This window comes from Methylobacterium gnaphalii (genome assembly GCF_007992215.1).
GTDB lineage: Bacteria > Pseudomonadota > Alphaproteobacteria > Rhizobiales > Beijerinckiaceae > Methylobacterium > Methylobacterium gnaphalii.
Genome location: NZ_BJZV01000001.1, coordinates 397172 through 409596 on the forward strand (window position 1 = coordinate 397172; position 12425 = coordinate 409596).

General features: G+C 66.2%; 6 protein-coding genes and 1 pseudogene. 1 reads left to right on the forward strand and 6 read right to left on the reverse strand.

Annotated features, from left to right (window positions below):
• Positions 1–85 precede the first annotated feature (85 nt).
• Positions 86–820 (forward strand): class I SAM-dependent methyltransferase, encoded by a 735-nt coding sequence (locus MGN01_RS01840; RefSeq protein WP_147044900.1) that lies wholly within the window; start codon positions 86–88, stop codon positions 818–820.
• Positions 821–839: 19 nt separating this feature from the next.
• On the opposite strand, the gene MGN01_RS01845 is transcribed toward MGN01_RS01840, so the two are convergent.
• The 6 genes and pseudogenes from MGN01_RS01845 to MGN01_RS24540 form a co-directional block, all read right to left on the reverse strand.
• Positions 840–1262 (reverse strand): GNAT family N-acetyltransferase, encoded by a 423-nt coding sequence (locus tag MGN01_RS01845; RefSeq protein WP_147044850.1) that lies wholly within the window; start codon positions 1260–1262, stop codon positions 840–842.
• A gap of 9 nt (positions 1263–1271) precedes the next feature.
• Positions 1272–4187: a preprotein translocase subunit SecA gene (secA, locus tag MGN01_RS01850; RefSeq protein WP_147044851.1), complete on the reverse strand. Its 2916-nt coding sequence runs from the start codon at positions 4185–4187 to the stop codon at positions 1272–1274.
• A 259-nt stretch (positions 4188–4446) separates the two neighbouring features.
• Positions 4447–5199, reverse strand: coding sequence for a class I SAM-dependent methyltransferase (locus MGN01_RS01855; protein ID WP_147044852.1), 753 nt, complete (start codon positions 5197–5199; stop codon positions 4447–4449).
• A gap of 50 nt (positions 5200–5249) precedes the next feature.
• Positions 5250–8162 (reverse strand): bifunctional [glutamine synthetase] adenylyltransferase/[glutamine synthetase]-adenylyl-L-tyrosine phosphorylase, encoded by a 2913-nt coding sequence (locus MGN01_RS01860; protein ID WP_147044854.1) that lies wholly within the window; start codon positions 8160–8162, stop codon positions 5250–5252.
• A gap of 6 nt (positions 8163–8168) precedes the next feature.
• A complete protein-coding gene (locus tag MGN01_RS24050) occupies positions 8169–10418 on the reverse strand; it encodes a hybrid sensor histidine kinase/response regulator (protein ID WP_238258156.1) in 2250 nt (749 codons plus the stop codon).
• A gap of 90 nt (positions 10419–10508) precedes the next feature.
• Positions 10509–12293 (reverse strand): annotated as a pseudogene (locus MGN01_RS24540) (PAS domain S-box protein); the annotation flags it as partial.
• Positions 12294–12425 lie beyond the last annotated feature (132 nt).

Sequence of the window (12425 nt, forward strand, 5' to 3'; positions counted from 1 at the left end):
CCACGCTTGCCCGAGCCCGCGGCAATCCCCATTCATGCTCCAAGCTGCCCGGCAGAGGAAACCGGCCGTGCCGGAACCCGTACCGATGCGTCTCGACGTCAACGACCTTCGGACTTTCTATGCAAGCCCGCTCGGCTTGGTCACGCACAGGTTCGTGGCACGGGCGATCGAGGGATTCCTCGGATCGGTCTCGGGTCTGCGCATCCTTGGGCTCGGCTACGTCACGCCGTATCTCGGACCGGTCCACGTCATCGCCGAACGAACGCTGGCCTTCATGCCGGCGACGCACGGGGTGGTGAACTGGCCCGCCACCGGCCGCTCAGTCACCGCGCTGGCCGATCCGACCATGTTGCCCCTACCAGAGGCTGCGGTCGACCGCGTCGTCCTCGTTCACGCATTGGAGGGAGTCGAGAGCCCGAGCGAGTTGCTCGCCGAGGTCTGGCGCGTGCTCACGCCCGGCGGCCGAATGATCCTTGTCGTCCCGAACCGCACCGGCGTCTGGGCGCGGCGTGACGCGACCCCCTTTGGCCATGGCCAGCCCTACAGCCGCTCACAGCTGTCCCGGCTGATGCGCGATACCCTCTTCTCGCCTGAGGGCTGGACCGAAACACTGTATATGCCGCCGGTCCGCTCGCGGTTGATGCTGCAATCGGCGAGCACCTGGGAATGGCTCGGAACCAGTCTGTCGCTGCCCTTCGCAGGCGTGCACGTCATCGATGCCACCAAGCAGCTCTACAGGCCTGTGGCGGTGCAGCAGGTGCGACGCGTCAAAGCGCGCATGCGGTCGTCGATCCTGGTGCCAGCTGGGCAGCCGGGGTGACGTTGTCCGGGCCTCGATTCTACCGCTCGCGATCCGAGACAAAAGCGTTCGTAGCCGAGCGCATGCCGATCTTTTCGTAGTAGGCCTCGATACCAGGGGCTGAGAGCAGGATCACGGAGACCTCCGGACCGACCTGCTTCCGAACGGCTTCGAGCAGGCCACGACCGATCCCCAACCCCTGCTGCGGCTTGGCGACGGCCAGATCCGACACGTAGGCACAATACGAGAAGTCGGTCAGTGTCCGAGCGACGCCGACCAGCGTCCGCTCAGGCGTATAGGCGCGTGCGGTGACGATGAGGCCCGCGCCGCGCAGCATCCGCTCCAGGCGAGCGAGATCCTCGGCGGGGCGGCGCGCGTCGAGACCGGAGTTGACGAGGACGCGGCGGAACTCCGCCGCGCTTAAGGCTGGCTCGACGCCGTAGACGAAGCCCGCCGCGCACATCGCCCTCGATCAAGCCTCCGTAATGAATGCGCCGTGGCAGTGCTTGTACTTCTTTCCCGAGCCACAGGGGCAAGGTTCGTTACGGCCGACTTTGCCCCACGTGGTGCTGTCGTCGGGGTTGCGCTCCAGCACAGCGGTGTCGGCCGAGAGATCGCGCGCGGCATAGCCGTAGGCCGGGCCACCGCCACCGTCACTTCCGGAGCCGCGGCCGAATTCGTTCTCGCCGGTGACCGGATCGAGATGTTGGGCGAACATCGGCGGAAGCTGAGGATGGCCGAGGCCGGCCTGTTCGAAGCTCGCGGAAGAACCGTCGGCGCCCTCCGACTCCTGATACATGATCTCGATGCGCGAGAGCTGGCCGGTGACCTGCTCGCGAAGCGCTGTCACCAACTGATTGAAGAGGTCGAAGGCCTCGGACTTATACTCGTTGAGCGGGTCGCGCTGAGCGATGCCGCGCCAGCCGATCACCTGCCGCAAGTGGTCGAGGGTGACGAGGTGCTCACGCCAGAGATGGTCGAGAGTCTGCAGGACAACCTGCTTCTCGACATAGGCCATCACTTCGGGCGTGTTCTTCTCGGTGCGCGCAGCATAGGCCTCCTCAGCCGCCTTCTTCAGGCGCTCGCGCATCTCCTCATCGGCAATGCCTTCTTCGGCCGCCCAATCCTGCACCGGCAGGTCGAGGTTGAGCACTTCCTGGGTGCGTTCCTTGAGCCCCTGGATATCCCATTGCTCGGCATAGGCGTTCTCGGGAACGTGGACGGCGACGAGATCGTCGATCACGCCCTCGCGCATCTCGTCGACCGTCTCGCGGACGCTTTCCTGGCCCATCAGGTCGCGACGCTGCTCGAAGACGACCTTGCGCTGGTCGTTCATGACGTTGTCGTACTTGAGCACGTTCTTGCGCATGTCGAAGTTGCGCGCTTCGACCTTCTGCTGCGCCTTCTCGATCGCCTTGTTGATCCAGGGGTGGATGATGGCCTCGCCCTGCTGCAGGCCGAGCTTGGTCAGCATGCCGTCCATGCGGTCAGAGCCGAAGATCCGCATCAGGTCGTCCTGCAGCGACAGGAAGAACTTGGAGCGGCCAGGATCACCCTGGCGGCCACCGCGGCCACGCAGCTGGTTATCGATGCGGCGGGATTCGTGGCGCTCGGTGCCGATGATGTAGAGGCCGCCTGGCAGATCTTTCTTCAGGCCGGTTTCCGGGTTGGCCTTCTCGCCGGAATTCAGCACCTTCTCGCGGTTCTCGGCGATCTCGGCGCGCAATGCCTCGATGGCGGCCTCGCGCTCCGGGCCCGGTTCGAGATGCGCGAGCTCCTTCTCAATGCGCATGTCGAGGTTGCCGCCGAGTTTGATGTCGGTGCCACGGCCGGCCATGTTGGTCGCAATGGTGATGGCGCCGGGCACGCCGGCCTCGGCCACGATGTAGGCTTCCTGCTCGTGGAAGCGGGCATTCAGCACCGCGAAGCGCTTGGTCACCCGGTTCTCGCGGGCGGCCTGGTAGACGTCGGTCAGCGCGTTCGGGTCCGAGTAGTCGAGCAGGGTGTAGCCGTGCTTGATCAGCAATTCGCCGATCAACTCGGACTTCTCGATCGAGCCCGTTCCGACCAGGACCGGCTGGTGGCGCTCGTGGGCCCTGTCGATCTCCTGGATGATCGCGTCGTACTTCTCCTGAACGGTCCGGTAGACCTGATCGTCCTCGTCGACGCGCTCGATCGGCTTGTTGGTTGGGATCTCGACGACCTCGAGCTTGTAGATCTCGGCGAACTCGTCCGCCTCGGTCGCGGCCGTGCCGGTCATGCCGGCGAGCTTCTTGTAGAGGCGGAAGTAGTTCTGAAAGGTGATCGAGGCGAGCGTCTGGTTCTCGGGCTGGATCGTGACCTTTTCCTTGGCCTCAAGCGCTTGGTGCAAGCCCTCGGAGTAGCGCCGGCCCTGCATCATACGGCCGGTGAACTCGTCGATGATCACCACCTCGTCATTCTTGACAATGTAGTCCTTGTCCAACGTGAACAGAGTGTGCGCGCGCAGCGCCTGCGTGACGTGAGCGACGATCGTGACGTTGTGCGCGTCGTAGAGGTCACCCTCTTTGAGGATGCCAGCGTCGCGCAGGGCCTCCTCCATAAATTCGTTGCCCGCCTCGGTGAGCGAGACGGTGCGTTGCTTCTCGTCGAGGTCGTAATGCTCGGGCACGAGATGCGACATCAGCGCATCGACCGCCATGTACAGCTCGGAGCGGTCGTCAACGGGGCCGGAGATGATCAGCGGCGTGCGCGCCTCGTCGATCAGGATCGAGTCGACCTCGTCGACGATCGCGAAGTTGTGCCCTCGCTGTGTCATCGCCGAGAGTTCGTACTTCATGTTGTCGCGTAGGTAGTCGAAGCCGAACTCGTTGTTGGTGCCGTAGGTGATGTCGCAGGCGTAGCTTTCCCTGCGCTGGTCGTCGTCGAGTCCGTGAACGATGGTGCCGACGGTGAGCCCCAGGAACTTGTAGATGCGGCCCATCCACTCGGCATCGCGCGAGGCGAGATAGTCGTTCACCGTCACCACATGCACGCCTTTGCCCGAGAGCGCGTTCAGCACGACGGCAAGCGTCGCCACCTGCGTCTTGCCCTCGCCGGTCTTCATCTCGGCAATGCCGCTCTCGTGAAGCACCATGCCGCCCATGAGCTGCACGTCGAAGTGGCGCTGGCCGAGCACGCGCTTGGCGGCCTCGCGAACGATGGCAAAGGTTGGCACCAGCACGTCGTCGAGGCTCTTGCCGGCGGCGACCTCGGCCTTCAGCGCCATGGTCCGCTCGCGAAGCTGTTCGTCCGTCAGGGCCGAGATTTCCGGCTCCAGCCTGTTGATCTGGTCGACGCGCGGACGGTAGCCCTTGACCCGACGGTCGTTGGCCGAGCCGAAAATCTTCTTGGCGATGGAGCCGAGCATCGTGAACCTACGGACTTCGAAAGTGCGGCCTGCGAGATGCCGAAACGGCACCATCAGCATGCGTTGGCCGGGCTTATAGAGGTAAATATCCGGAGGCGCATCCGAAAGAGCGGCTGTCCAAAGGGACTGGTTCGAGATGCCCGCCGATTGGATAGCCGCCGTCGTTGCGGGCGCAGCGAAGCAATCCGAAGCCGTTCCACCAACGTCGGTGACTTGGTCCTGGTTTGCTTCGCTGCGCCCGCAATGACGGAAGGGCCGTTCACTCCACCGTTGCGAGGCGCGGCTTTGGCGTCAGCACGACCGCGAAATAGTCGCCCCAATCGGCCCCGAGCTTCCAGTGATGGGCGGGAAAGGTGTCGACGAGATCCTGGCCGTAGAGATCGATCGCGTCTTCTCGGCAGATCATGACCTTGGCGGCGGCAACGATGTCTTCTCGGTCGATCACGGCGAGCACCCTCATCTCGGGATGACGGTCGAGCCAGGCCTGCAGGGCTGCGATGAGCAGCGGGTAGCCGGGGTGCAGCATGTCATCGAGGCAGAGGATGCCCTTGGGATGGAGGCTCTGCACGGCGAGGTCGAGATCGGCGCTGAGACTCTTCGGCGTGTGATCGCCGTCGATGTGCCAGAACCGCACCGGCCCACCGAGGGCCATGGCGACATCATCGGGGGGGAGGTCTCGGGCGGCCGCCTTGATCGTTATGTATCGCTCCTCGTCGAGACCGAGGCGGGCACAGTGCCGGTGGAAGCGGTCGATCAGCCCTGCATCCGGCCAGTCGAAAGTGTCGATGCCCAGCGCCTTCTCCGTCGGCCCGAGGCCGAGCGCCATGGCGATGAAGAAGCGGCCCTCGAAGGTGCCGATCTCGGCGAAATGACCCTCGATGCCGAGGTCGCTCTGCCGGCGGATCACGTGCGCGCAGATCGTCGCTGCGAAGCGCGAGGACATGCCGCGCACGCTCTCGTAGTCCTCGGCGATATAGCGGTCGACGACCGGGTTGCCGGAGCGGAAGGTCATGGTGCCTCGTGGCGCGGCGCGAAGGCGCGATGGCAGAGCTGTGCCGGCCCTCAATGCCCGGCTTTGAGCAGGGAGTCGAACAGCCTGCGTACCGACGTCCGTCGGGTGTCCAACTCCGTCTCCAGCGCGCGCGCATCCGGCAGGTTCACGGCCCGTGCGAGGCGGGCCAGCGCCACGGGTGTCGCTCCAGTCGGATCGCCCTCGACCATCAGGCGCTGCCAGTGGTGAACATCGTCGAGGAGGCGGTAGGCGCCCACGAGGAACTCTGCATCGGCTCCCGTCAGGACGTCGTGTTCCGACGCAAGCCGGAAGACGGACGGCGCGTCGAGCCCGATCAGATCCGGGATCTCGCTCGCATGCCCGAGCACCAGAGCCTGCGCCAGGAAGTCGAGATCGAGCAACCCACCGGCAGCGAGTTTGAGGTCGAAGGGCCCATCGTCGCCCTTTTCCTTGGCGACGAGCGCGCGCATGTCCCGCACCGCGCGGTCCACGGTCTTCGGGTCACGCTTCATCATCAGCGCCTCGCGGATCACCGCGGACGCCTCCTCGGCGAGACCCGCATCTCCGGCGACGACCCGGGCGCGGGTGAGAGCCATGTGCTCCCACAGCTCGGCCTCCTCGCCTTGATAGGCGCGGAAGCTGCGAAACTGCGTCGCCACCGAACCCTGGCCGCCGCCGGGGCGCAGGCGCAGATCGACTTCGTAGAGGCCGCCGCGCCGGGTCGGAACCGTAAGCGCTGCGACGAGGCGCTGCGTCAGCCGATTGAAATACATCGCCGCATCGAGCGCACGTCGGCCGGTGCTGACGCGATTCTCCTCATCAAAATCGTAGAGAACGACGAGATCGAGATCGGATTCCGCCGTGAGCTGATGCGAGCCGAGCCGACCGAAGCCGAGCACTGCCATCCGGCCACCCGGAACAGTGCCGTGCTCGGCCTCGAAATGCCGCGCCACCTCTTCGAGCGAACTCGCGACGACGGCGTCGGCGATCGCGGAGAAAGCGCGGCCCGCGCCCTCTGGCGTCAGAATGCCGGAGAGCAAGCGCGCGCCAGTGACAAAGCGGAGCTGGCGGGCAGCGTCGCGTGAGCGGTCGAGAAAGATCTCGTGACTGTCGGGCTTACCGAGAAGGCTGCGGTAATGAGCGGCGATTTCCGCCGCATCCGTCGTCGGCTCGACGAAACCCGGATCGATCACCGCATCGAGCACATGCGGGCTGAAAGCGACGACGTCCGCGAGACGCGGCGCGCTGCCGAGCAGGTCGGCGAAGAGCGTGCGTAGCCGTTCGCGCTCCCGCAGGATCGTGAGAAGCTCGACGGCTGCAGGCATACGGCCGAAGGCGCGGTCGAGATTGTCCAGAGCGTTGTCCGGGTCGTGCGTCCCGGCAAGCGCCTGGATCAGCACCGGCACCAACTCCGTCAGCACTTCGCGGGCACGGGCGCTGCGCACGGCAGAGCGACGTCCGAAATGCCAGCCGCGCACAGTCTCGGCCACCCGTTCGGGCTCGCGGAACCCGAGTTTTCTCAAGGTCTCCAGCGTCGCGGGGTCATCCTCCGAGCCCGAGAAGACGAGGTCGCCGATCTCGGAGGAGAGGTCCGGCGCGGCCTCAAACAGCAGGGCGTAATGCGCCTGGACTCGGCGGGCATGGCCGAGGAGCGCCTGCTCGAAGTCCTTCCGAGTCTCGTAACCGGCAAACCGGGAGAAGCGCTCGATCTCGGTGCCGTCGGTCGGCAAGCGCTGGGTCTGCTCGTCGCGCATCATCTGCAGGCGGTGCTCGATGGTGCGCAGGAAGCCATAGGCTGCGCCGAGTTCGTCGCGGGCCTCAGCCGAGATCCAGCCGTCCTCGTGCAGGGCGGACAGCATCGGGATGGTGCTGCGCCCGCGCAGGTCAGGCCGGCGGCCTCCGAAGACGAGCTGCTGGGTCTGTACGAAGAACTCGATCTCACGGATGCCACCGCGCCCGAGCTTAATGTCGTGGCCGGCGACCGCCAGCGCTTCGTGGCCGCGTACGGCATGGATCTGCCGCTTCATGGCGTGGACGTCGGCGATGGCTGCAAAGTCGAAATACTTGCGCCAGACGAAGGGCTTGAGATCGTTCAGAAAATGCTCGCCCACGGCGATGTCGCCCGCGATCGGCCGCGCCTTGATGAAGGCGGCGCGCTCCCAGTTCTGGCCAGTGGTCTCGTAGTAGTGATAGGCCGAGGCGAGGCTCAGGGCCGTCGGGGTCGAACCCGGATCGGGACGCAGCCGGTAGTCGACGCGGTGGACGTAGCCCTCAGCGGTGCGCTCCTGCAGGAGCTTCGCCATTCCCTGCGCCAGTCGTGAGAAAAACTGCGTCGGCTCCAGGCCCTCTTTCAGCGGCGCAGCCTCGCCGTCGAAGAGGACGATCAGGTCGATGTCGCTGGAATAGTTCAGCTCGCGTCCGCCGAGCTTGCCTAATCCCAGCATGACGAGGCCGGAGGCGTCCTGCGGTCTCGCCTGGTCTTTCGGGAGGAAGCGACCTGCGGCAGCGGCCTGCAGCAGCATCGCGTCGGCGGCGGCAGAGACCGAGGCGTCCGCGAAATCGGCGAGCGCTTCCGTCACGGTCTTTACGGGCCAGACGCCGCCGAGATCGGCGAGGGCGACGAGAAGGGCGTGCTCTGCCCTGTTGTTGCGCAGGCGGGCACCGATCTCGTCGAGATCGGCCGACGACCGCCCGGCCGCGCGCTGGTCGCTCACGATCCGGGCGTTCGCGGCTTCCGGCTCCTCCGCGAACAGCCGGCCGAGGCGCTCCGGATCGCGGCTGGCGAGCCCCCACAGGAAGGGTGAGTGATCGGCGACGGTGAGGAGCAGGTCGTGGGCCAGCCCATTGCGCAGCCGTGCCGGCAGCGTGTCTGCGATGTCGGAGACGAGCTGCCTGGCCTGGTCGGGATTGGACAGGGGCGGCGCATCGACGAGGCGTGCGATCAGCCCTTTCTCACTGGCCATGGACGGCTACCCCACGTTGACCCTTCGGCCCCGCGCGCTGACGCGCCGCAGGATGCGCGAGAGCTGCTCGGCCGAGTAGGGCTTGTGCAGCAATTCGAAGCCGTGTGCGCCCTCCTGGGCAAGTACGTGGCTGTAGCCGGAGGCGAGCACCACCGGAAGGTTGGGCAGACGCCGGCGCAGCTCCTCCGCCAGAGCGAGGCCGCCCATGCCGGGCATCACGACGTCCGAGAACACGACGTCGACGCCAGCGCCGTCGGTTCCCAGCATATCGAGCGCCTCCTCGGCATTGGCTGCCCAGACCGTGTCGTAGCCGAGGTCCTGCAGAATCTGGGTGGCAAACTGGCCGACCTCGATATTGTCCTCGACCACCAGCACCCGCTGCCCCGTACCGTCGGCGGCGGGGTCGGCCACGTCGCCGCGAACTGGCTCGTTCTCTTCCGGGGCTTCGATCTCGGGCAGGTAGAGCGTGAAGGTGGTCCCCTGACCGGGCTCGCTCGCTACGGCGACATCACCGCCGGACTGCTTGGCGAAGCCGAAAACCTGACTGAGGCCAAGCCCGGTGCCGCGCCCGACCTCCTTCGTGGTGAAGAATGGCTCGAAGATGCGGCCGAGCGTCTGAGCGGATATGCCCGAGCCGGTGTCGTGAAGCGACACCGCGGCGAAGGGGCCCCGTGCACCGACATGGCCGCGCAGGGCCGGCATTGCCACCGAGCAGTCGAGCCGGAGCGTCAGCGTGCCTTCGCCATCCATGGCGTCGCGCGCATTCACCGCCATGTTCACCAGAGCCGTCTCGAACTGGCTGAGATCGGCCCGCACGAAGCAGGGGCCGCTCGACAGCTGCGTCACCACCTTGATGCGTGCCCCCGTGACCGTGTCGAGCATGTCGGCGACGCTTCCGAGCCGGGCGCCGACATCGAACACTTCGGGCTTCAGGGCTTGGCGCCTCGCGAAGGCGAGGAGCTGGCCGGTGAGCTTCGCGGCCCTGTCCACCGTATCTGAAACGGCATCCATGTAGCGCTTGCGACGGTCGTCCGGGAGGTCGGGCCGGCGCAGGAAGTCGACAGAGGAGCGGATAATCGTCAGGAGATTGTTGAAGTCGTGCGCAACCCCGCCCGTGAGCTGGCCGACGGCCTCCATCTTCTGCGACTGGCGCAAGGCCTCCTGAGCATGAGCCAGCTGCTCCTGGCGTTCGCGCTCGGTGGTGACGTCGCGGCCGTAGGCGTAGACGAGATCGCCTTCGACCGAGGTCTGCCAAGCGATGGTCCGGAAGCTGCCGTCGACGTGTCGGTAGCGGTTCTCGAAATTCGACAGGCTCTCGTTTGTGGCCGCAGCATGCGCATCGCGGCTGCGCTCGACATCCTCGGGCGCCAGAAAATCGAGGAAGCTCTTGCCCAGGATCTCGTCCGACCGGAAGCCCAGCGTCGCCTCCCAGGCCGGGTTGACGGCCCGGAAGATGCCGGACCGGTCGAGCACCGCAAGCAGGTCGCGCGCGTTGCGCCAGACGCGGTCACGCTCGGCCGTGCGTTCGGCGACCTGAGTCTCCAGCGTCTCGTTGAGCCGTCGCAGTTGCAGCTCCAGCCGCCGCCGCTGTGACACGTCATTGAACAGGACGGCGACCCGGCGCGAATCCGGGTCGCCGCTGCGGAACGCGTAGACGTCGTACCAGCGGCCATCGAGGGCTTCGGCGACGTTCTCGAAACGGTGAGACTCGCCGGTGAGCGCCACGCGCCCATAGGTGTCGAACCAGTGCTGCTCGTGGGCGGGTGCGAACTCGCGAACCCGCCTCCCGACGGCATCCGTCAGCCCCGTATGCCGCTCGAAGGCCGGGTTGACCTCGAGGAAACGGTAGTCGGACGGCGTTCCGTCATCATCGAAGATCATCTCGATGATGCAGAAGCCAGCATCGATCGATTCGAAGAGAGACCGATACCGCTCCTCGCTCTCGTGCAGACGCAGCTGCGTCGTTTTCTGCTCGGTCACGTCGATGACGGTGCCGGCGTAGCGGAGCGGCCTGCCGTGGGCGCTGGCGTAGCAGCGCCCACGCTCCATGAGCCAGCGATAGTTGCCGTCTCCGCCGACCCGGTACTCCTTGGCGTAATCGCGGAGCGTGGAGAACGCGGCGTCGATATCCTGCGTGACGGAGGCCCGATCCTCGGGATGAATCCGATCGAGAAAATTCTCGAGGGGCAGCCCGGTCGTGACCAGCGAGGAATCCAGCCCGAAGAAGGCCGCGAAGCGCCGATCGCCCTCAATCACGCCACGCTCGACGTTCCAGTCGAAGAAGCCGACGCGGCTAGTATCGAGGGCGATTTCCTGGCGCTGCCTGACCTCGTCGAGCGCTTCCCGGGCGAGTTCGTCGGCCGTGCGGTCGCGCAGAACCTTCACGAAGCCGATGGTCCGGCCGGTTTCGTCGCGGATCGGCGTCATCTCGCCGCTCGCCCAGAAGCGCTGGCCGCCCTTGCGCAGATGCCAGCGCTCATCGGTCCCGACGCCGCTCCCGGCGGCCGACCGCATCTCAGCCTCGACCAACCCCTTGGCGCGATCCTCGGGCGTGAAGAAGCGCTCGGTGGTCTCGCCGATCATCTCGGCCTCGTCCCAGCCGAGGATGCGGCGGGCGCCCTCGTTCCATTCCGTGATGACGCCGTCACCATTCATGGCCATGATGGCGTAGTCGATGGCGCTGTCGAGAATCTGGCGATGCCGGATCGCGCTGTCGCGCATGGCTGCCTCGGCGCCGGCGCGCTCGACTGCATCCCAGGTGCGCGCCGCAACGTCCTCCACCAGCGTAACGTCGTCGCCGCTCCAGGTGCGGACTTCGTTGTCGGCGGCGTAGAGGACTGCAATCAGATCCCCGTCGCGCACCAGCGGCACGGCGATGAAGGCACGCACGGCGAGCGCCTGCCAGATCAAGGGGTCACTTGAGGCGACGGAGGCGTAGTCCGCCAGAATATCGGACGCGGTCACAGTCTCGCCACTGCGGAGCCTGCCGATCGCGAGGCTGCCGAAAGCCTCGATGTCCGGCGGATCGTCCGCTGGCTCGACGCCATGGGCGTAGCCGACCTCGCTCACGATTGTGCGGCCGTCCGGCTGAACGCGGCCATAGCCCGTTCGACTGACATTGAGATGGCGGCCGATGGCCGCGACGGCGACCTGCATGATGGCGCGCGGATCGGTGAGAGCGCGGATCCGGTCAGCGAGGTCGAGCAGGAAGGCGTGGCGTGCCTCGCTTGCCGAGAGCCGTGTCTCGCTGGCGCGCAAAGCTGTCTCGGTCCGACGCCGAGCCGTGACGTCGGAGGAGATGCCGACCAAATTGAGCGGCCGGCCGTCCTCGGCGAAGCTCGGCCGTCCGTGGAGGTGTATCCAGCGCTCGCTGCCGTCAGGTCGGATGCAGCGGTACTCGATATCGTAGTCGGCCAGCTCGGCGATGGCGCGCGCCACTTCGCTCCGCATGCGCTCGCAATCGTCGGGATGCGCACTCGCCAGTAGGTCCGCGTAGCCGAACGATTGATCGGGAGGCTGCCCGAAATGGCCTTGGCAGGTCTCCGAGGCCTGCAGCTCCATGGTTTGCAGATCGAGTTCCCAATCGCCCTGGTCGGCTGCGGACAGGGCGAGGCGCAGCCGGGCCTCGCTGCGGCGCAGGGCCTTGTCGGAGCGGCGCATTTCGAGCTGAGCCATGATCGTGCGGGCCAGCGCGCGCAGGATGAAGATCTGCTGCGCGTCGAGTTCGTGCGGCACCTGGTCGATCACGCAGAGCGTCCCGATGATCCATCCGTCCGGAGAGGTCAGAGGAACACCGGCATAGAAGCGCAGATGGGGCGGCCCGGCGACCAGCGGATTGTCGCCTAGGCCCGGCTCCTTCGCTATGTCCGGCAGGATCAGAAGATCGCGCTTCTCCATGGTATCGATGCAGAAGCCGTAGCGGAGCGGCATTTCGCGTTCATCGTGCCCGACTGCCGCCTTGATCCACTGCCGGTCGGCATCAATGAAGTTAATGTGCGCCATCGCCGTGCCGCAGGCCTGCGCGGCCATCTGAGCCATGTCATCGAACTCGGCCTCGGGCGGGGTGTCGAGAATGTCGTAGCTGCGGAGAGCCGCGAGCCGTTGCGCTTCACGGGTGGGGTCGGTGGCCATCAGCAGCCGCCGTCACTCGGTAAGGCCGCCTCGCTGATATGGCTTCTCGGGAGCTGATCGCGCGCGGACATGCCATCTCCTATCACGGCACCTGCATCGGTGTCGCTCGACGCCTGCGCGGACCGGCGCGGC

Bases quoted from the DNA above. Each gene is read 5' to 3' on its own strand.
- MGN01_RS01840 (WP_147044900.1), top strand. From the start codon at position 86: ATGCGTCTCGACGTCAACGACCTTCGGACTTTCTATGCAAGCCCGCTC.
- MGN01_RS01845 (WP_147044850.1), bottom strand. From the start codon at position 1,262: ATGTGCGCGGCGGGCTTCGTCTACGGCGTCGAGCCAGCCTTAAGCGCG.
- secA (WP_147044851.1), bottom strand. From the start codon at position 4,187: ATGCTCGGCTCCATCGCCAAGAAGATTTTCGGCTCGGCCAACGACCGT.
- MGN01_RS01855 (WP_147044852.1), bottom strand. From the start codon at position 5,199: ATGACCTTCCGCTCCGGCAACCCGGTCGTCGACCGCTATATCGCCGAG.
- MGN01_RS01860 (WP_147044854.1), bottom strand. From the start codon at position 8,162: ATGGCCAGTGAGAAAGGGCTGATCGCACGCCTCGTCGATGCGCCGCCC.